This is a genomic window from Vibrio sp. 10N.286.51.E5, assembly GCF_041469125.1.
Classification (GTDB): domain Bacteria; phylum Pseudomonadota; class Gammaproteobacteria; order Enterobacterales; family Vibrionaceae; genus Vibrio; species Vibrio crassostreae_C.
Genome location: NZ_JBFRJZ010000004.1, coordinates 47832 through 69298 on the forward strand (window position 1 = coordinate 47832; position 21467 = coordinate 69298).

The 21467-nt window shown below is 45.4% G+C and carries 18 protein-coding genes; 4 read left to right on the forward strand and 14 right to left on the reverse strand.

Annotated features, from left to right (window positions below):
• Window position 1: 1 nt before the first annotated feature.
• The 6 genes from menE to AB4161_RS00650 form a co-directional block, all read right to left on the reverse strand.
• Entirely contained in the window at window positions 2-1438 is a 1437-nt protein-coding gene (gene menE / locus AB4161_RS00625; RefSeq protein WP_372082536.1) for an o-succinylbenzoate--CoA ligase, read from the reverse strand.
• A gap of 64 nt (window positions 1439-1502) precedes the next feature.
• Window positions 1503-2510, reverse strand: coding sequence for an o-succinylbenzoate synthase (gene menC, locus AB4161_RS00630; RefSeq protein ID WP_065583687.1), 1008 nt, complete (start codon window positions 2508-2510; stop codon window positions 1503-1505).
• Window positions 2511-2585: 75 nt separating this feature from the next.
• Window positions 2586-3452, reverse strand: a complete 867-nt coding sequence (menB, locus tag AB4161_RS00635; RefSeq protein ID WP_017060170.1) for a 1,4-dihydroxy-2-naphthoyl-CoA synthase — start codon at window positions 3450-3452, stop codon at window positions 2586-2588.
• Between the two features lie 102 nt (window positions 3453-3554).
• The gene (gene menH, locus AB4161_RS00640; RefSeq protein WP_371721889.1) at window positions 3555-4355 is read right to left on the reverse strand and encodes a 2-succinyl-6-hydroxy-2,4-cyclohexadiene-1-carboxylate synthase; all 801 of its coding nucleotides are present in this window, start codon (window positions 4353-4355) and stop codon (window positions 3555-3557) included.
• A gap of 9 nt (window positions 4356-4364) precedes the next feature.
• Entirely contained in the window at window positions 4365-6089 is a 1725-nt protein-coding gene (gene menD / locus AB4161_RS00645) for a 2-succinyl-5-enolpyruvyl-6-hydroxy-3-cyclohexene-1-carboxylic-acid synthase (protein ID WP_372082538.1), read from the reverse strand.
• On the reverse strand, window positions 6086-7393 hold the full coding sequence (locus AB4161_RS00650) for an isochorismate synthase MenF (protein WP_017060167.1): 1308 nt from the start codon (window positions 7391-7393) through the stop codon (window positions 6086-6088). Before AB4161_RS00650 ends, menD begins: the two co-directional genes overlap by 4 nt.
• A 296-nt stretch (window positions 7394-7689) precedes the next feature.
• Between AB4161_RS00650 and AB4161_RS00655 the strand changes: the two genes are divergently transcribed.
• The 3 genes from AB4161_RS00655 (at window position 7690) to AB4161_RS00665 (ending at window position 11076) form a co-directional block, all read left to right on the forward strand.
• Window positions 7690-8922, forward strand: a complete 1233-nt coding sequence (locus AB4161_RS00655) for a pyridoxal phosphate-dependent aminotransferase (RefSeq protein WP_372082540.1) — start codon at window positions 7690-7692, stop codon at window positions 8920-8922.
• A 170-nt stretch (window positions 8923-9092) separates the two neighbouring features.
• On the forward strand, window positions 9093-9677 hold the full coding sequence (gene yfbR, locus AB4161_RS00660) for a 5'-deoxynucleotidase (RefSeq protein ID WP_017060613.1): 585 nt from the start codon (window positions 9093-9095) through the stop codon (window positions 9675-9677).
• A 55-nt stretch (window positions 9678-9732) separates the two neighbouring features.
• On the forward strand, window positions 9733-11076 hold the full coding sequence (locus tag AB4161_RS00665) for an anti-phage deoxyguanosine triphosphatase (protein ID WP_017060614.1): 1344 nt from the start codon (window positions 9733-9735) through the stop codon (window positions 11074-11076).
• Between the two features lie 26 nt (window positions 11077-11102).
• On the opposite strand, the gene AB4161_RS00670 is transcribed toward AB4161_RS00665, so the two are convergent.
• Complete coding sequence (locus AB4161_RS00670) at window positions 11103-11702, reverse strand: tRNA-uridine aminocarboxypropyltransferase (RefSeq protein WP_017060615.1); 600 nt, start codon at window positions 11700-11702, stop codon at window positions 11103-11105.
• Between the two features lie 9 nt (window positions 11703-11711).
• Here AB4161_RS00670 and rrtA point away from each other — a divergent pair, with 9 nt between their 5' ends.
• The gene (gene rrtA / locus AB4161_RS00675; protein ID WP_372082542.1) at window positions 11712-12260 is read left to right on the forward strand and encodes a rhombosortase; all 549 of its coding nucleotides are present in this window, start codon (window positions 11712-11714) and stop codon (window positions 12258-12260) included.
• Here rrtA and AB4161_RS00680 read toward each other — a convergent pair.
• The 7 genes from AB4161_RS00680 to tig all read right to left on the reverse strand — a co-directional run bounded on the left by AB4161_RS00680 (window position 12251) and on the right by tig (window position 21197).
• Window positions 12251-12550: a helix-hairpin-helix domain-containing protein gene (locus AB4161_RS00680; protein WP_017060617.1), complete on the reverse strand. Its 300-nt coding sequence runs from the start codon at window positions 12548-12550 to the stop codon at window positions 12251-12253. The two genes, rrtA and AB4161_RS00680, sit on opposite strands and share 10 nt — an antisense overlap.
• Window positions 12551-12774: 224 nt before the next feature.
• Window positions 12775-14640: a peptidylprolyl isomerase gene (gene ppiD, locus AB4161_RS00685; protein WP_102429106.1), complete on the reverse strand. Its 1866-nt coding sequence runs from the start codon at window positions 14638-14640 to the stop codon at window positions 12775-12777.
• Window positions 14641-14858: 218 nt separating this feature from the next.
• The gene (locus AB4161_RS00690; RefSeq protein ID WP_012604504.1) at window positions 14859-15152 is read right to left on the reverse strand and encodes an HU family DNA-binding protein; all 294 of its coding nucleotides are present in this window, start codon (window positions 15150-15152) and stop codon (window positions 14859-14861) included.
• A gap of 168 nt (window positions 15153-15320) precedes the next feature.
• Complete coding sequence (lon, locus tag AB4161_RS00695; protein WP_372082543.1) at window positions 15321-17672, reverse strand: endopeptidase La; 2352 nt, start codon at window positions 17670-17672, stop codon at window positions 15321-15323.
• Between the two features lie 132 nt (window positions 17673-17804).
• Entirely contained in the window at window positions 17805-19085 is a 1281-nt protein-coding gene (clpX, locus tag AB4161_RS00700) for an ATP-dependent protease ATP-binding subunit ClpX (protein WP_009847283.1), read from the reverse strand.
• A gap of 81 nt (window positions 19086-19166) precedes the next feature.
• On the reverse strand, window positions 19167-19793 hold the full coding sequence (gene clpP, locus AB4161_RS00705) for an ATP-dependent Clp endopeptidase proteolytic subunit ClpP (protein ID WP_004736080.1): 627 nt from the start codon (window positions 19791-19793) through the stop codon (window positions 19167-19169).
• A gap of 105 nt (window positions 19794-19898) precedes the next feature.
• The gene (gene tig, locus AB4161_RS00710; protein WP_017065881.1) at window positions 19899-21197 is read right to left on the reverse strand and encodes a trigger factor; all 1299 of its coding nucleotides are present in this window, start codon (window positions 21195-21197) and stop codon (window positions 19899-19901) included.
• Window positions 21198-21467: the final 270 nt, after the last annotated feature.

Here is a 21467-nt window from a genome sequence, read left to right on the forward strand (position 1 = left end):
TCTATTTAGAACGGGTCTGCTGTAACCACTGCGCCAATCCAGCGCGCGAAACCTTAATACCATGTTGTTCCTGCTGAGGCATTCGATAATACTTAATAGGAAATTTGAACCGTTCAAGACGACCAGTTAACTGCTCGATAAACCACTCTTTGGTTGGCAACTCAGCACAATCGACAATCGCTGCAGGTCGAAATCCGAACTCATCATCTTCAATGGGAACAATAAAAGCCTGATTAACCTCAGACAATTGATTGAGTACTCGCTCAATTTCTTCGCAATGAATGTTCTCACCACCAGAAATAAACTGGTTGTCGGCACGGCCAATAATCGACACTTGTTCGCCAAGCCACTCACCAAGATCTTTGCTATCAAACCAACCGCTCTTATCAACTAATGGCGTTAAGTTACCTTGATAGTAATACCCGGACGCGAGCGTCTCGCCACCAATAAAGATACGTTGTTCTTCAATTTTTAGCTGGCGATGGTTAAGGACAAAACCGGCGGTGCTGCCGGCATCAACGGGCTTCGCGGTCACGGTTGAAGCCGCTTCAGTCATGCCGTATCCAAGCCATGTTTCGATGCCCATTTGTTGAGCTTCGAGCCCAAGTGCTTCTGGTATATGACTACCACCCAAAAGTACATGCGTTAAAGTAAGTGCTTGCTTACTCTTTAACAATCGATGTAGTTGAGTAGCGACCAATGAAGCATGACTGCATTCTTCTATATCGGTTTCAAGCTGACCTGTGCCTATTTTGATGCAACCACCAGCCGCCAACCAACGATGAACTATCGCCAGCCCCGACACATGGTACATAGGTAAACTCAGTAACCACGTGTCACCTTGTTGATAACGAAACACCTCAAGCAGCCCTGACGCAGAGCATAGGTGCTGGTCAAGTGTATGAGCGACCGCTTTTGGGTTTCCGGTAGAACCTGAAGTGAATACGATGCTCGCTAGATTTTGCGGATTGAAATTGGATTCTTGAGGTGTCGTTATCTGCTCATCATCACCATCAAACTTCAGTTCACTTAGGCAAGGCAAGGTCACCAACTGAGTATTCAAATCGGCAGTCTCTGATTGCTCTATTCCGCTATTGCCCAAGAGCCAAAGGTAGCTCTGTTGATCTGCTTGATATAAGGAATCGAGCTTTTGCTTCAGGCGTAAACTAGGCTGAGGCATCGTAAACGCACAAACCACACCCAAATTGAGTGCGGCAAGATAAACAGGGATCACTTCAGCTTGATTCTTACCAACAATCGTCAGTACATCACCTTCAGATAGGCCTTGATGAGATAGCTGTTGTTGGTACTCACTAACCAACACAAACACTTGCTGCCAAGTATAAGTGCGGTGAGTGGTCACTAACGCTGGTTGAAGTGGGTTTTGCTGCGCCCACTTTACCCAGAGCGGGGGATGATTAGATTGTGGGCGCATCATATGATAACCAAAAATAGATTAAGAACTTGTTAAGCTAACTAAATAGCCATTCAAATAGCTCGGTCTAAGAAGACCAAATCAATTGTTGCTTTTCAAGCGTAGAGACAGGCAACTGACAGCCCGGCCAAGAAACCTCTAGCTGCTGCTTGAACAAGCCAATCGTATCCAACCCCGGCACTTCATTTGGCAAATATTGCTGCGCCAGACGAGCAATCTGAGTCAGACCTAGGCTCGACTCAATGCTTGAGCTCAATACAGGTTTCATTCCAAGCTTCTGTGCTCGCTCAATGATTGCCACGCAACGCTCGACAGAACCAATAAGAGTTGGCTTGATCACGACTGCTTTAACACCAGTAAGGTCGCTAAGATCAAATTCCGGGCTGCGCACCGCTTCTTGCAGTGTCTCGTCCCACGCAATCGCCACACCATGGTCAATGGCAAAGGCCAAACTGTCTTCTGGCTTTTGGCAAGGCTCTTCGATAAAGCTTATACGCTGGCGCATTGACGGCGAAATGTATTTAATGAATTGCTTCGCTTTCTCTGGCTTCCACGCACGGTTGGCATCAAGTCTTAGAATCAAATCAGGGATCGACTCAAGAAATAAGCTAACCAACATGCCATCGCGAATCGCTTCGTAGAGGCCGACTTTCACTTTCGCGACCTTCTCGCCTACCATCTCATTCAATACAGGAATCAGTTCATCTGGATCGCCTGTACACAAAGGCGCCGCTTGGTAGTTACCTTGAGCGTTAAGATCGCCTCGCAATTCCATCATCGCCATTGAAAAGCCAAACGCGACAGAAGGATACAGCTCGTCGAAAGGCGTTTGAGGCTTATTGTGGCTCCAAAGCTCTAATTCGTGTTGAAGCTGAATGCCAGCTTGTTCGGCATCTTCTTGGCTAAAACCGGGCAAAGGCGCAACTTCGCCAAAACCAGTTTTACCATCACACTCAAGTTGGATGATATAGCCAACACGTTCGTTCAACTTATTGTCACGAAGAACCACACCACTATCCATAGGTAATTGATAACGGTAAAGTTTAGCGTGACGCTGAGAATTCACTGAGTTCATAAAGTTTCCTAAAAAACGGGGAACATCAAAACAAAACGAGCCGCTATTAGCGACTCATTTTGAAGAGGAGAAAGACTATGGATTACGCGGGAACTTGTCGAAGTCCGGTCGACGTTTCTCGTTGAATGCGTTGCGGCCTTCTTGGCCTTCCTCTGTCATGTAGAACATCATGGTTGCGTTACCAGCCAACTCTTGTAAGCCTGCTTGACCATCACAGTCAGCGTTCAGTGCCGCTTTCAAGCAACGCAGTGCCATTGGGCTGTGTTGAAGCACTTCACGACACCAACGAACTGTCTCTTTTTCTAGGTCAGCAACAGGAACAACGGTGTTTACAAGGCCCATGTCCAGTGCTTCTTGTGCATCGTAGAAGCGGCACAAGAACCAGATTTCACGTGCTTTCTTTTGACCAACGATACGAGCCATGTAAGAAGCACCCCAACCGCCATCGAAAGAACCCACTTTAGGACCCGTCTGACCGAACTGCGCGTTTTCAGCTGCAATAGTAAGGTCTGCCATCATGTGAAGTACATGACCGCCACCGACTGCCCAACCCGATACCGCTGCGATAACTGGTTTTGGACAAGTACGAATTTGACGTTGGAAATCAAGTACGTTCAGGTGGTGTGTACCTGAATCATCTTGGTAGCCGCCGTAGTCACCACGAATACTTTGGTCACCACCAGAACAGAACGCCTTCTCACCAAGACCCGTCAATATGATCACGCCTACTTTCTCGTCGTAACGAGCGTCAGCCAGTGCGTTGATCATCTCTTTTACGGTTTGTGGACGGAACGCATTGTGCACTTGAGGGCGAGCAATCGTGATTTTCGCAATACCATCGTCAGATTTGTGGTACTGAATATCTTCGTATTGACTGCTTTCATCGCTCCAGTTAACTGCCGCGTAAAGTTCTTCTTCTGTGATGCCTACTGTTTTAGCCATGGTGATTCCCATTGTTCTATTAGAGACCACGACTAACGAATAGTCGTGACGGTGTTGCTCTGCTTTTGATAGTGCTTGATACGAGAGAATCGCTCAGTCAGATTAACGACGACTGGCGATACATTGGATTATCAGGTTGGAAAACAGCTCGGGTTGCTCAAAATGAACATTATGACCCGCGTAATCAACCTGACTATATTCAAAGCCACTATTCTCAGCTAGCTCCATGAATTTACGATCTTTTTCTCCACATACATAATGCAATAAATACTCATGAGATTTCAATGTGGCACGTAAATCCGGTTGCTTAGCTAACGAAGTAGATAACAACATATTTGCTACGGATACTCCAAGGTTACCACTACGCTTTATGACCAAAGTTTGTCTTTGCTCATGATTTAGTGAAGAAAAGACGCTTTGTTGATACCAATCGTCTAAAACATCTTCAATCGACTGCTGTGCAAAGCGAACAGCCCATTGCGTATCATGTACTAACCTTTGTGCTCTTTCTTCATCACATTCCAAGCCAAAGTTGCCACCTTCAATGATGACTTTCTCTAGGTTGAGTGCCTCAAAGCAAGGGCTTGTCACCCCATACATAGCGAGCCTTCCGCCCATAGAATACCCAATCACCACGATAGGATAATCGGCAGGAAGATCGTTGAGAGCCAGTTGGGATGTGATGCACTGGACAATTTTCTTACAGCAATGATCAAACCCTACCGGATCGATAAAGCGACTTTGTCCGTGTCCGGGTAAATCTATGCAAAGGAGAGGAAAATCCTCGAGGAATGGATGACATGCACTCCAATCATCCCCGCTTCCGAGTAAACCATGTAAGAAAACAAGCAAAGGTTTGTCAGAAGAATCTTGTACAGCTGGGTAATAATCGGAGTAAAGCATGTAAAGTCCTTAGGCTAATGCCTCGGTGAGCATTGAACTGAATTGTTTCAGCAAAGTAGACGCTTGTTCGGGAGGCGTCTTAACTTCCACTAGCAAGGTACCCTGACCCTGTTCGAAATGTTGTTCGATAATGGTTTGATAGCAATTCAAGGTTTCTGGCGCAGCGTATCCCAACTGGAATTGCGCAGCAGCGTGTTCAAAACTGAAACCATGAGGCATTTGATAAAGTGACTGTTTCTGCTGCTCTGGCACCGGCAATAAATCAAAGATCGCACCACCATCGTTATTGGTCACAACAATAACCATCGGCGTTAAATTATGAGTCAGCAGAGCCAGTGAGTTGAGATCGTAAAGCAAAGAAGTATCGCCAATCAACATCAATAAGGGGTTCTGGTTGGCTTTCACTACACCCGCAGCCGTCGCCACCAAGCCATCAATGCCCGATGCACCACGATTGCTGTAAACCCGATTCGCAGATATTGAAGACAGCATATCCACCAGCCTTACCATCAAGCTGTTTCCCACAAACAACTCTCTGTCTTTAAGTCTAGACGACAAGTCAACTGCAACACTCAACTCTGTCAGTTGGTCGTTATTAGAGATTTGCGCCAACGCTAACTGCTGAACCGTATTCGCGACTTCCGCCAAAGATGCCGCCCAGCCAGCATGTTCTCCCAACAGCGTTGGTAGATGTTGCTCTGATAACCAATGTTCGATATCAGCGACAATATGAGTTTGAGGCAGATGATCTTGATTAATACGATGTGCATCTGGTGAAACAACGATGTACTGCGATGAACAAAATGTGGCAGCTTGTTCTTTTACCCATTGGTTAAGACGCTTAGATACGATGCGCTCACCAAACTGGATAATAAAATCACACTGACTAAGCTGTGCTTTGGCTGCGTCACTTTGCATCCATAAATCATAGTGTTTCCAGTCACTACTGACACCCGATTGAGGGTCACAGAATACTGGCCAGCCCAAAGCTGTCGCAAACTGCTTGGCTTTAATTGCGGCTTCATTCTCGATAGAACCAATAATCACTGCGCCTTTACGAGCGACATAATCACTTGCTGAGACAGGCTGAGCGATTAAATGACTGGGCAAATAAGTGTTCGAGTAAAGGCAGGTTGAAGCTCTCCAAGCTGCCACGCTCTTTGTATAATCCGCATACATCTCGGCGCTATTAGCGGAATAAAGCGGTTCTGGGAACGGACAGTTGATATGAATAGCCCCACCGACGCTGCGCTGTTTCGCCAGTGCGTTATCAACCGACGTCAAAAGCCAATTCAAAGAAACTTGTGTCGTTGGACTTGGAAGGTTTAGTGCCGTTTCAACGTGAGACGAAAAGATACCCTGCTGCTGAATCGCTTGATTGGCACCACAGTCGACCAAGTCGATGGGCCTATCAGAGGTTAGCAAGATCAGCTTCTCTCGGGCCAGCCCAGATTCAGCCGTCGCAGGAAGCAAATTCGCCACAGCGGTTCCTGATGTCACAATCACCGCAACCGGTTTGTTGCTAGCCTTTGCTAAGCCTAAAGCTAAAAACCCAAGACCACGCTCATCAAAGTGCGTATGTAAGGTTAACTTGGAGTTGGCTTCAGCTTCGAGAGTTAGCGGCGTTGAGCGAGAGCCCGGAGCAACACAAACATGTTCAACGCCATTGCGTGCAAGCTCTTCAAGTAACGTGTGACACCAAACTCTATTTAATACGGCTTGGTCGTGATTCATGACGCGACACCCAATGGAGGGTGATCTGAAATTAAGCTAAGCAGAGTAGACATCTTCTTGTTCAGCTCTTGCCATTCATGTTCGGCAACCGATCCCGGCACGATCCCCGCGCCAGCAAACAGTTGTACTTGATCGTTTACAATCAAGGCGCTTCGAATCGCCACGCAGAATTCCGCTCGCTGATGACTGATATAGCCTACAGAGCCTGCATACCAACCTCGTGCAAACGGTTCGTGTTCAAGAATGAAATCCATCGCCTCTTTACGAGGTAAACCCGCCACCGCAGCAGTTGGCTGTAAGGCAGCAAGCAACTGCACACCATTAACGCCATTGTTGAGCTGAGCATGGATATTGCGCTTCAAATGCTGCACCTTACGCAAGCGCACTAGACGCGCATCCTTTTCAACATGGACCGTTTGAGAATGAGGAGTGAGACGCTCAATGATGTCGTCGACCACATACTGGTTCTCATTGAGGTTTTTGCTGTCTTGAGAAAGCCAGTTGGCCAGTTCCATATCCTCAGTAGCGTTCTCTCCGCGACCAATGGTTCCAGCAAGCGCCTCGGTATCAAGCTCCATACCATGTCGGCTATATAAGCGCTCTGGTGTCGAGCCAATGAAACTGTGTTTAGAATCCAGCACCAACATAAAGTGGAAACTGTGGTGATTTTGCAGATAGCTGGCTTTAAGTAATTGAGCTGCGCAGATAGGCGCATCGAGTTGCAGTGTGGTTTTACGTGCTAAAACGACTTTTTTGTACTCTTCATCGCTAATGCCTTGCAGCACTTTATCGACAAGGTTGCCCCACTGCTCTCTTTCTGGAACGTGATTGATCTGTTCAATATGGGCAGACAAAGGCGCCAATATCGCGGCTTCTACAGAAAGCTTATTCAAAGCATTAATAGAAGAAACGCGATCAGGGGACAAATTAACCGCCAGCGACCAAGTATTGTCAAAGCGGATCAATTCAACCTGAGGAAGGAAGAAAAACGACTCCATGCAGCGACGGTTCTTTGCGGTGTGCCCATCAAACGAGCGTCCACCCCAGATTCGTTGGTCTTCACCAAGAATAGCGTACGCGGGTGCAGGATCTGAAAACGTATGTAACTGTCCGAGCGCAACAACCTCTTCACGAGTGTCGCGTGACTGCCAGTAGAACTTAGGAAAGAGCGGTTGAGCATGAAGCCATTCTATAAATGCAAACGATGGTTTTTGCGTTAGAACTTCAACACAACGAACTTCGCTTGCTTGGGCATTTTGTACTCGCTCAATCAAAGCGGAGATAGTTTGCTGGAAATGTGACAAATCGACCTCGTTCACATCTAAATTATTATTATATTAGTTTGATACTTTATGGGCAGTACCCACTTAGATCAAGAATGTACTATATCTTTTCAACATTCCTGTGATTTTAAGCGATCCCGCCCCTTTATTCATCTTAGCCAATAACCAAGAAAGCGATTAATTAAAATTTAGAAAAGAGTGACAACAAAAAGGCTAAACGTGATACTGAAATGCGACATTCATCAGATTTTTATTCTATCAAACGTCATTTTGCGGTACTTTAATAAAGTATTTAAATTAATTTCAGGAAATCGGCAATGCAAAATATCGGGATGTCGTCAAAACTCAACAGCGTATGCTACGAAATCAGGGGGCCTGTACTCAAACATGCTAAGCGCATGGAAGAAGAAGGGCATAAAATACTGAAGCTTAATATTGGTAACCCCGCCCCATTTGGTTTTGACGCCCCTGATGAAATCCTTGTTGACGTAATCCGTAACCTACCGACATCTCAAGGTTACTGCGACTCAAAAGGCATCTATTCAGCCCGCAAAGCGGTTGTTCAGCACTACCAGAAAAAAGGCCTACGTAACCTTGATGTAGAAGACGTTTACATTGGTAACGGCGCATCAGAGCTTATCGTTATGTCTATGCAAGCGCTACTGGATAATGGTGATGAAATCTTAGTTCCCGCTCCGGATTACCCACTATGGACAGCGTCTGTTGCGCTTTCTGGTGGTACACCGGTTCACTACATGTGTGATGAAGAGGCTGATTGGTATCCAGATTTAGACGACATGCGCGCGAAGATCTCACCAAAGACGCGCGGCATCGTTCTTATCAACCCGAACAACCCAACAGGCGCGGTATACAGCCGTGATTTCCTATTACAAGTGGTTGAGATTGCTCGTGAGCACGGTTTGATCATCTTCGCCGATGAAATCTACGACAAAGTACTTTACGACGGTGCGGTACACACTTCAGTGGCAACGCTTGCTGAAGACGTATTAATGGTCACGTTCAACGGCCTATCTAAAGCTTACCGTGTATGTGGTTTCCGTGGTGGTTGGATGTTCTTAACAGGCCCTAAACACCTAGCGAAAGGCTATGTAGAAGGGCTAGAAATGCTGGCCTCAATGCGTTTGTGTGCCAACGTTCCGATGCAACACGCTATCCAAACCGCACTCGGTGGCTATCAGAGTATCAATGAGCTGATTCTTCCAGGCGGTCGACTGCTTGAACAGCGTGACCGTGCATGGGAACTGATCAACAAGATCCCTGGCGTTTCTTGTGTGAAACCGAAAGGTGCAATGTACCTGTTCCCTAAAATCGACACCAACATGTACAACATCAAAGACGATCAGAAGTTTGTACTCGACTTCCTTAAGCAAGAGAAGGTGCTATTGGTTCAAGGTACGGGCTTCAATTGGCCGAAACCGGATCACTTCCGTATCGTGACTCTGCCGCACATCGAAGATCTAGAAATCGCAATTGGTCGTTTAGAGCGCTTCTTACAGACTTACAGCCAAGACGACCTCATCGAAGGTTAATGAGCACAAAGAAAGATGGCTACAATTTGCTGTTTTAAAAGACTTTAACTTGTATTCATTCACTTCTATGCTTAAAAGGCTCCTGTTTAGGAGCCTTTTTTGTATCCGCTGTCTCGTACGGTTTGAGTTAACATAAGATACGAGTGGAGCATTGTTTAAAAAGGACATTTATGAAACAGAGCCATTTCTTTGCCCATCTCGCACGCATGAAGCTAATTCAACGCTGGCCCCTGATGCGTTCGGTATCAAGCGAGAACATTTCAGAACATAGCCTACAGGTTGCTTTCGTGGCACACGCCTTGGCACTGATCAAAAACAAGAAGTTTGATGGTCAGCTTAACCCCGAGCACATTGCTCTGCTTGGCATGTACCACGACACCAGTGAGGTACTGACGGGTGATTTGCCAACGCCAGTTAAATACTACAACCCGGATATTGCACAAGAGTATAAGAAAATAGAAGCCGCGGCAGAACAAAGACTGCTTTCGATGTTGCCAGAAGAGTTCAGAGACGACTTCGCCCCCTTCTTAATATCTGGTACTGCGAGTAAAGAAGAGCAAAGCATCGTCAAGCAGGCAGATACTATCTGTGCGTACCTGAAATGCTTGGAAGAGCTCAGTGCGGGCAATCATGAATACGAGCAAGCCAAGCGCCGATTGGAAGAGACACTCGAACAACGCAAAAGCCCAGAAATGGACTACTTTCTCACCACATTCGCACCGAGCTTTGAATTATCACTAGACGAGATAAGCTAGCTGGGTATAAGTTGTTTTTAATTAGCTAAATAAAATCAATTTGATAGGTGCTATTTTGAATTCTCAACTCGAACCACCCTTTGTACTCGAACAAGAATGGCAGCATCGAAATGACGATGAACATAAAATAAGACGGGATGACCACCGCAGCCCGTATCAGCGTGACCGTGCGCGCGTGCTTCACTCTGCTGCTTTCCGTCGCTTACAAGCGAAAACCCAGATCCATGGCACCACGGTCAACGACTTTCACCGAACGCGCCTTACCCACTCTCTTGAGGCCGCTCAGCTTGGCACCGGTATCGTCGCTCAACTGAAGAAAAAGCAGCCCGAATTTCGAGACCTATTACCCTCAGACAGTTTGATTGATTCACTGTGTTTGGCTCACGACATCGGTCATCCACCCTATGGACATGGCGGCGAAGTCGCACTCAACTACATGATGCGCGACCACGGCGGCTTTGAGGGCAACGCTCAAACGTTTCGCATAGTCACACAGCTAGAACCTTACACTGAACATCACGGGATGAACCTATCTCGACGCACTTTGTTAGGTCTAATTAAGTACCCTTCTCTGCTGAGTGAGGTTCAAGCTAAATTGCAGTCTGAACCCGTTAAGCATCAACGACAACTCCGAGCTAAAGATTGGATGCCAGCAAAAGGCATCTACGATCATGATGAAGAGTTGTTTAACTGGGTGCTTGAACCGCTTTCAAGCAGCGACCAACAGCTCCTAAAACAGAAAAGAAAAACGCATACCGAGCCACTTGAGCACAACAAGACCAAATATAAGTCACTGGATTGTTCGATCATGGAACTTGCTGACGACATCGCGTATGGCGTGCACGATTTAGAAGATGCGATTGTGCTTGGCTCTGTGACCAAAGCTCAGTGGGTCGAATCGGCTTACCCTCAACTGAAAGAGATGGCCGACCCATGGATTTGTGAACACCTAGATTCAATTACAGAGATGCTTTTCTCTGGTGAACAGTATCGTCGAAAGGATGCGATTGGTGGGATAGTCAACGCACTGTTGACCAGTATCTCGATTAAGCGAGTGGAGGCTAACTTTGAGAATGTACTGTTGGCTTACAATGCGGTGCTCGAGCCGAGCATGGACGGCACACTCGATAAGCTGAAACACTTTGTCAGCGAGTTCGTTATTCAAGTGCCACAGGTTCAGGTCATCGAATACAAAGGTCAACAGATCATCATGGATATGTTTGAAGCATTCAGCGCAGATCCTGAACGCTTGCTGCCACTGCCCATCAAGAAGCAATGGCTACAACATCAAGATGAGTCTCGAAAAATGCGCGTGATAGCCGATTACATTTCATCGATGACTGATGATCTTGCGCAGAAAATGCATCAGCAACTGTTCTCAGCTCATACCGAGTTTTAATTCCTGACTCACTTTACTAAAACGGCTTAATCTAAGTAGTTTTTCTCAAACACGCCCGGCGGCATTTGATTGATTTGAAACTGAATCATTTGGTCAAATGCCGTTAGCAAAGGGCTAAAGTCGCCATCACGCTCTAACAAGCTAAGTAAATGATAGCCAGCTTCAACGGTTGAAAGGCTATTTTCACTGGGTGCTTTGCGAATTCGGTAATTACCCTTGAGATCTTTCGGTAAATGAACCGTGTTCAACGCATGCAAGTTACTCGATACTTGCCACATCTTGAATGCTTTCTTCCACGTGCCATCCAATAAAATCACACGCAGCTTCTTATTGGGAGATGTCGCCGACTCAACTGAAACGGAGTTTTCGCTTGGGTATAAAATCACATGTTGATACTGTTCATCGCACAACAATGCGTTGAGTTGTTCGTTGTCTGAAAAGTCTTCGCCAACAAACGTCACGCTGTTATTAAGAGATAACGAGAGAATACGCGCTGTTCCCATCGGACGATGCTCTTCTGATGGGTGCTGAAGAATGATAAGCTCAACATTCGATTCGAGTGGTGTAACCCACTGACAAATACAAGCTTTCAAAGCCTTGCTGCATTGGGGGCAATAACGAGACATGGATTTAATGTGTACCCTGTTTTAATTTTCATTTCACTTTTATGCGTCTTATTCCAATTTGAGCCAATACAAGCTTGGGTCGTTTGGGATAGCAATGCGATTGCCGATAGGCAATGGTGGCGAATCCTAACAGGAAACTTTTCACATACCAACTACTCGCATCTTCTGATGAATCTAGCAGGCTTGTGGATCATCAGCTACCTGTTTCAACCGAGTAAAAAACAGCTTGTTGTTGCTTTGCTTGTGATCAGTTTAGTGACTGGCGTCGCTCTGTTGTTTTCAAGTATTCAGATCTACGTTGGCCTATCGGGCACTTTGCATGGGTTGTTTGGCTTATTCGCGCTCAGAGAGGCTTTAAACGGCAGGAAGTCTAGTTGGCTGTTAGTATTCGGATTAGTCGCTAAAATCGCTTGGGAGCAGCTTATTGGCCCTTCTAGCACGACTGGTGAACTGATTAATGCTCGTATCGCGATTGAAGCCCACCTAGCAGGTGCATTGGCCGGAGGCTTCATATCTATCGCTTCATTTCTAACAAGTAGAAAAACGGGTCAAAGTTGAATTCTTTCGCGGTTCTTTTCAACCGTCGCTTCACCTATCCCTTTGACACTCACCAAATCATCAGCAGTAGTAAATGCCCCGTTCTGATCTCTGTAATCGACGATTTCTTTGGCTTTCTTGTCACCCACGCCAACCAATAGTGCTGAAAGTTCTTCTGCCGTCGCGGTATTGATGTTGACCGTAATCTCAATGCCTTCGTAAAGCTCAGCCTTGGTTGGGCTGTCTGCAAACACGGCAGGGCTTAAGAGCATCAGAAATGAAAGAATTAGTGTTGAATATATCGTGCGCATAAATAGTTCCTTTGTTCAAAAAACGTAACTTATGCATTTGCCGCGCTAGATAACACAATCACCAGATAAAAATAAAGCGGATCACCTAAGTGACCCGCTTCGTTATACATCTTATTTTCATCAGCTTGTTTGTTGGCTCACAAATCTGAATTAAAGCCTAACAATCACGTGTTGATTTCAGTAGTAAGCTCTAACTTGAGCTTGCTACTGAGGTAATCAAACGCTTACTGACCTTGACCCACTACGTAGTATTCAACGTCTGCGTTTTTACGAAGTACGTTTAATACGTTAGTCAGGTCTTGCTGGTTACCAACTCGCTCCAACTGTGCACCAATTTGAGTGCTGTAGGCTGGGTTGATCTCAGCCGTTACTTTAGAAAGCTCAACAACAACGATATTACCGTCTTGGTCTTTAGATTGACCGAACACAGCTTGACCTGCTTCTGGTTTCGCTAGAGCGAATACAGATGCCGCTAATGGCGAGTTACGGTCAATCGTTTCAAGTTCAGTGAACTCAAGGTTGTTGTCCGCTAGTACTGCTTCATTGCCTTGCTCAAGTTCGTTCACTAGAGAAACACCTAGCTCAACCGCTTGCTGCTCTGCTTGTACAGCAGACAGTGCAGCGACAACTTGATCTTTCACTTCAGCTAGAGGAAGAACTGTCTCATCACGAGTCTCTTCTACACGAACAACAATTACGTGCTCAGGTGCAACTTCGATAACTTCCGAGTTTAGACCGTCTTCTTTCACTTCAGGGCTCAAGATAGCTTGCATAACTGCAGGCGTCATCAGAACTTCTGGAGCGTCAACTTGAGAGATGAAATCTGTCGTTGTGATCTTCGCGTTGATAGCTTCTGCAGAATCAACTAGAGAATCTGGGAATTCAAACGCTACTTTTTCTAGCTCAGTTTGTTGCTCGTAGAACTGATCAACTGCGTGTTGGTCTAGAAGCTCTGTCTTAATCTCTGCCGCTACTTCAGTGTAAGGCTGAGCTTGAGACGCTTTTAGTTCGTCTAGCTTGATGATGTGGTAGCCGAAATCAGATTTAACTAGGCCAGTAGTATCGCCAATATTCTCAAGAGCGAAAGCCGCGTCTTCGAATGCAGGGTCCATAACATCGCGCTCAATCCAACCTAGGTCACCGCCAACGTCTGCACTACCGAAGTCGTCAGATTTCTCTTCCGCTAGCGTAGCAAAATCAGCGCCTGCATTTAGCTCGTCTAGGATTGCCTGAGCTTTCGCTTCGTCATCGCCTTGAACTAGGATGTGGCTAACTTTACGTTGCTCTTCCGTTGAGTACTTGTCTAGGTGCTCTTGGTAGTATTTCTGTGCTTCTTCATCGCTTACTTCAAGCTGAGACTTAAGCGCTTCAGCAGAAAGCTCAATGTAAGATACCTTAGCTTGCTCTGGACGAGTGTAAGCTGCTGGGTTCTCTTGGTAGTACTGTTCGATTTGCTCGTCAGTTAACTCGATGTCTTTTGCAAGGTCAGCAACAGACAGTGTCACTGTGCGAATGTCACGAGTTTGTGCGATAAGCTTGCTCTGAGTATCGATTTCGCCCTGAAGAACGAATTCGCTGCCTTGAAGTGCAGTCACAAGCTGGTTGCGCATTAGGTCACGACGCATGTATTCAGCGAAGCTCTCTGCGCTGAAACCTGCACGACGTAGTGCCGATTGGTAAACTTCTTGGTCGAATTGACCCGCCGTTTGGAACTGAGGCATTTCTAGAATCATGGTGCGGATTTGAGAATCACTGATTCGTAGGCCTAGAGACTCAGCTTGCTGCTCAAGCAGTACGTCATTGATCATGCGATCAAGTACTGATTTACGGAAAGACTCTACGTAAGCAGGGTCTGCAAGCATTTGCGCGAAGTAATCGCCAAGTTGAGACTGCATACGATTACGTTCGTTTTGGTAAGCCTGTTCGAACTCACCACGAGCAATTTCTGTGTTGCCAACTTTAGCTGCTGCGTTGTTACCGCCACCGGTGATGTAGCTGCCTACACCTGCGAATACGAATGACAGGATAATCAACCCAAGGATAATTTTTACCGCGATGCTATTCACGCCTTCGCGTAATCGATCCATCATAATTTAAGTGCTCTCCGGATATGAAGCATTGGCTTCAAAATAAAAATCTATTCACGCGATATTATCAGAAAAAGAAATGCGCATCAGTAGGATGCGCATAATTTAAATAAGTTCAATGTGCTTTGTACACATACTGTTTAAGAATGAAACATCATTTTTCAAACAGTAAACGCATTTTACTGCCTTCCCCTCTTAAATGGAGGTTTCAGCAGTGAAAATTAGTTACATGCGTCTTTAAGTGCTTTACCCGCTTTGAAGCCAGGTACTTTAGCTTCTGCGATTTGGATCTCTTCACCAGTTTTTGGGTTACGACCTGTACGAGCAGCACGAGTACGAACACTGAAAGTACCAAAGCCAACAAGTGCAACTTGGTCACCAGATTGTAGCGTTGTGCCAACTGCTTCGATGAATGCGTCTAGAGCGCGGCCAGCTGAAGCTTTAGAGATGTCTGCGTTTTCTGCGATTGATTCTACTAGTTGTGTTTTATTCACTGTTTTTCCCCTATGTGTCATCTGTGACTACTTCTGATGACTGTACGTTCCATTTTGGTTTTAATTTAGCCGAAAGCCTTATTGCAAAAGGGCTGCCGCTTTGATCAATAACTTAGCGTCCAAAAAAAACGCTGACAAGCCTTTTCGGGCCTATCAGCGTAATTCTTTACTTATTTTTGCTATGCATCACTATTTTTTCACGTCAAACTCGACCCCTGACGGATCTCGTTCTAGCGCGACTTTGAGTACTTCATCAATCCACTGAACCGGGATCACCTTCAAGTCAGCGATTACGTTGTCTGGAATCTCTTCCAAATCACGCTCATTGTCTTTAGGGATCAGTACAGTTTTGATGCCGCCACGGTGTGCAGCAAGCAGTTTTTCTTTCAAGCCACCGATAGGTAAAACTTCACCACGAAGGGTAATTTCACCTGTCATACCGACCTCTGCTTTAACCGGGTTACCCGTCAAGCTAGAGACAAGTGCAGTACACATTGCGATACCCGCACTCGGGCCATCTTTCGGTGTAGCACCTTCTGGTACGTGAACGTGAATGTCACGTTTTTCGTAGAAATCTGAGTTGATACCCAGTTTTTCAGCACGAGAACGAACCACTGTCATTGCCGCTTGAATCGACTCTTTCATCACGTCGCCAAGTGAGCCAGTTTGCGTTAGCTTACCTTTGCCCGGCATTGCTTCGGTCTCGATAGTCAGTAGATCACCACCCACTTGAGTCCACGCTAGGCCTGTTACTTGACCGATACGGTTGCTTTCATCCGCTTTACCGAAGTCGTGGCGTTGAACACCTAAGTACTCTTTCAGGTTATCAATGTTAACCGTTACAGACTTAAGATCGCTGTCTAGCAAGATGTTCTTCACTGCTTTACGACAGATCTTTGAGATTTCACGCTCTAGGCTACGTACACCCGCTTCACGCGTGTAGTAACGAATGATGCCGATGATTGCAGAGTCTTCAATCTCAATTTCATGAGGCTTAAGACCGTTGCGTTGAACTTGCTTGTCCAGTAAATGGCTCTTAGCAATGTTCAGCTTCTCATCTTCTGTGTAACCAGATAGACGAATCACTTCCATGCGGTCCAGTAGAGGCCCAGGAATGTCCATCGAGTTCGATGTTGCCACGAACATAACATCTGACAGATCGTAATCTACTTCTAGGTAGTGATCGTTAAATGCGTTGTTTTGTTCTGGATCTAGAACTTCTAGAAGTGCTGAAGATGGGTCGCCACGCATATCAGAAGACATCTTATCGATCTCATCTAATAGGAACAGTGGGTTCTTAACACCAACTTTAGACATCTTCTGGATCAGTTTACCCGGAAGTGAACCGATGTACGTACGACGGTGACCACGAATCTCAGCTTCATCACGAACGCCACCAAGTGCCATACGCGTGTACTTACGACCCGTTGCCGCAGCAATCGAACGACCTAGCGAGGTTTTACCTACACCAGGAGGACCAACAAGACAAAGGATTGGGCCTTTTAGCTTGTTGATACGGTTTTGTACTGCCAAGTATTCAAGAATACGTTCTTTAACACGCTCTAAGCCGTAGTGGTCTTCGTTTAAGATCTCTTCCGCTTTCGCTAGATTCTTTTTCACTTTTGAACGCTTAGCCCAAGGAACGCCCACCATCCAATCAATGTAGCTACGTACTACTGTTGCTTCAGCAGACATTGGCGACATCATTTTCAGTTTTTGCAGTTCTTGCTCGGTTTTTTCACGAGCTTCTTGAGGCATCTTAGAGTCTTCGATCTTCTTCTTCAGAGTCTCGAATTCATCAGGAGCGTCGTCCATCTCGCCAAGTTCTTTCTGAATCGCTTTCATTTGCTCATTCAGGTAGTACTCACGCTGAGATTTTTCCATTTGCTTCTTAACGCGGCCACGAATGCGTTTTTCAACTTGCAAGATGTCAATTTCTGACTCCATTTGGCCCATCAAAAATTCCAGACGTTCAGTCACATCTAAGCTTTCTAGAACGTGCTGCTTGTCTACCAGTTTAAGTGGCATGTGTGCAGCAATCGTATCAGCAAGGCGAGCTGCCTCATCAATACCGTTCAGAGATGTTAGAACTTCTGGTGGAATCTTTTTGTTCAGCTTAATAAAGCCTTCGAATTGATTGATCGCGCTGCGAACAACCACTTCTTGTTCTTTTTCGTCAAGTTCTGAGGTTACAACGTATTCTGCGTCCGCTAAGAAAAACTCACTTTCTTTGAATTGGTGAATTTTTGCACGCTGCTGACCTTCGACAAGCACTTTAACAGTACCATCAGGGAGCTTTAGTAACTGAAGAATGGTAGCGACAGTTCCTACTTTAAATAGGTCGTCAATTGAAGGCTCATCAGTGTCCGCTTCTTTCTGCGCTACAAGTAGTACTTGTTTGTTAGCTTCCATTGCCGATTCAAGGCAAGTAATCGATTTTTCACGACCAACAAACAATGGAATAACCATGTGTGGGTAAACCACTACATCACGTAGAGGTAGCACGGGGATTTCGATACGCTCGGAACGTTCCAAGTTCATATATTTCTCTCTTCCGCTTTAACTTATAAAGCAGTATATGGGGCTTAAACGACTGGATTCAATGGAAGAATAAAAAAAAGGAGGTAATTGCTTACCTCCTTTTTCAATTTGAGTGACTTGTCTAAAAAAGACCTACTCTGCAACAGCTGCTTGGTTATCTGAGTTGCTGTAAATTAATAGTGGTTCTGACTCACCATTAATTACCGACTCATCAATCACAACCTTGCTTACATCAGTTGAAGATGGCAGTTCGTACATAGTTTCTAGTAGAACACCCTCCAAGATAGAACGTAGACCACGAGCACCTGTTTTACGGTTCATTGCTTTCTTAGCAATGGCACGTAAAGCATCTTCACGGAATTCTAACTCTGTATCCTCAAGCTCAAATAATGCTGCGTACTGTTTTGTAAGTGCATTCTTTGGCTCACATAGGATTTGGATTAGCGCTTCTTCATCAAGCTCTGTCAGTGTTGTTGTCACAGGTAGACGACCAATGAATTCTGGAATCAGACCATATTTCACTAGATCTTCAGGTTCTACTTGAGTGAACAATTCACCGATAGTTTTGGTTTCATCTTTTGAACGCACTTCTGCGCCAAAGCCGATACCTGAACCTGTTTCTACACGCTGTTCAATCACTTTATCTAGGCCTGCAAACGCACCACCACAGATAAATAAGATCTTAGACGTGTCCACTTGCAAGAACTCTTGCTGTGGATGCTTACGACCACCTTGAGGTGGAACTGAAGCTACTGTACCTTCAACAAGTTTTAGTAGAGCTTGCTGTACACCTTCACCAGACACGTCACGCGTGATTGATGGGTTTTCAGCTTTACGAGAAATCTTGTCGATTTCATCGATGTAAACAATGCCGCGTTCCGCTTTCGCTACGTCGTAATCACATTTCTGAAGCAACTTCTGGATGATGTTTTCAACATCTTCGCCCACGTAACCCGCTTCGGTTAGTGTTGTTGCGTCTGCCATTGTGAAAGGAACGTCTAGGAAACGAGCCAATGTTTCAGCCAGTAGTGTTTTACCACTACCAGTAGGACCGATAAGAAGAATGTTACTCTTACCTAGCTCTACGCCTTCAGCTGTCGTATCACCATTACGTAAACGCTTGTAGTGGTTATAAACTGCAACTGCTAGCACTTTCTTCGCGTATTCTTGACCGATTACATAGTCGTCAAGATGCTCACGAATCTCACGCGGCGTTGGCAGCGATTCCGATTCTTTCTTAGGAAGAACATCTTTAATTTCTTCACGAATAATGTCGTTACAAAGATCGACACATTCATCACAAATGTAAACAGAAGGACCTGCGATTAACTTGCGAACTTCGTGTTGGCTTTTGCCACAGAAAGAGCAGTAAAGCAGTTTACCGCTACCACCCTCTTTGCTTTTATCTGTCATTCGCTAACCTCTTAGCCTTAACTCTCTATGCTTGAGTGTATATCAATTTGAATCACTTTGCGTTAAACAATTGCCCTGCAATTATTGACCGCGGTGATTAAGAACTGAATCCACCAAGCCGTATTCTACTGCTTGATCAGCAGACATGAAGTTATCACGATCTGTATCGCGCTCAACAACTTCTAGAGGCTGACCAGTGTGCTCTGCCAATAGTTTGTTTAGCTTTTGTTTGATCGTTAGGATCTCTTGCGCGTGAATTTGAATATCAGACGCTTGGCCTTGGAAGCCGCCAAGTGGCTGGTGAATCATTACACGTGAGTTTGGAAGCACGTGACGCTTACCAGGAGTACCACCCGCTAGTAAGAATGCACCCATAGAGCAAGCTTGACCCATACATACTGTGCTCACGTTTGGCTTGATGAACTGCATTGTGTCGTAGATAGACATGCCTGCTGTTACGCTACCGCCAGGTGAGTTGATGTAAAGATAGATATCTTTGTCTGGGTTTTCTGATTCCAAGAAAAGCAGTTGAGCCACGACAAGATTTGCCATGTGGTCTTCCACTTGACCTGTTAAGAAAATGATACGTTCTTTTAATAGACGAGAATAAATATCGTAAGAACGTTCACCACGGGAAGTCTGTTCAACCACCATAGGAACTAGTGCGTCCATAATCGATGGCATTGTATTTTTTTCTTGGTAGCTCATATTCTTATGTCCCTAAAATAAATGGCCCGAATGATTAAATCATACGGACCATTGTTAGCAGAATTGTTGACCGTACGTCAACCTTCTACGTCAGATATTACTATATTAAGCAGGTTGCTGATTCATTAGCTCGTTGAAGCTAACTTCTTTATCAGAAACTTGAGCTTTAGCGATGATTGCATCAATAGCTTGCTCTTCTAGAGCAACATTGCGCATGTTGTTCATCATTTGCTCGTTTTGCTCGTAGTAAGCAATAACTTCTGTTGGATCTTCGTATGCTGTAGCCATCTCTTCGATGATAGCTTTAACTTTCTCGTCGTCAGCTTTTAGCTCTTCAGTCTTGATTACTTCACCAAGAAGAAGACCTACAACTACGCGACGTTTAGCTTGCTCTTCGAACAGCTCACGTGGAAGTTGGTCAGCAGCTTCAGTGTTGCCACCGAAACGTTGAGCAGCTTGTTGACGTAGAACACCGATCTCTTGATCGATTAGAGCAGAAGGTACGTCGATGTTGTTTTCGTTAACTAGACCGTCGATAGCTTGCTCTTTGATGCGGTTCTTAACAGCTTGCTTAAGCTCACGCTCCATGTTCTTACGAACTTCAGCTTTAAGACCTTCAACGCCGTCAGTTGCGCCGAACTTAGCAACGAATTCTTCGTTTAGTTCTGGAAGTTCACGAGCTTCAACTTTGTTCAGCTTGATAGAGAACTTAGCTGCTTTACCTTTTAGGTTTTCAGCGTGGTAATCTTCTGGGAAGTTTACGTCGATTTCGAATTCCATACCTGCTGTTTTACCAACGATACCGTCTTCGAAGCCAGGGATCATGCGACCAGCGCCCATCTCTAGTGGGAAGTTCTCAGCTTTGCCGCCTTCAAACTCTTCACCGTCGATAGAACCAACGAAGTCGATAGTTGCACGAGAACCAGCGTCAGCAGCAGCTTCAACTTCAGTCCAAGTTGCTTGTTGCTTACGTAGAGTTTCGATCATCTCTTCAACGTCAGCTTCTTTAACTTCTACTGCTGGTTTCTCAACAGTGATGTTTTCTAGACCTTTCAGCTCAACTTCTGGGTAAACTTCAAAAGTTGCGTTGAATACTAGGTCAGCGCCTTCGTTGTTTTCAACTGGTGCGAAAGTAGGTGCGCCAGCTGGGTTGATTTTCTCTTTAACGATCGCTTCGATGAAGTGACGTTGCATTACTTCGCCCATCACGTCTTGACGTACTGCTTTGCCGTACATTTTAGCAACCATCTTCATTGGCACTTTGCCTTTACGGAAACCATCGAAACGACGGTTTTTCGCGATGTTGCGTAGTTCAGCTGTAACTGCATCTTCGATGTTAGCAGCAGGAACAGTAATATTAAGACGGCGCTCTAGGCCTTCTAGCGTTTCAACAGTAACTTGCATTATATAAACCTCAAAACTGGCTCAGTAATCTGAGCATATGAGCCGTAACTTAGCTTTAATTCAAAAGCAGACGTTGTTGGCTGCATCCTTGTGTAGTGCTCTATCCGAACACCTAATTTAAAATCGAGCATTGATGTCTGAATTGATTATTCAACCAAACACCAGACTAATCAGCGATATCTTCGTTCTTCACACGTCGATTAAAACGCAATAAAGCTTGTTTTCAGAAACAAGAAAGGTATCTCCGATTAGCCTCAGGACAGAAATTTT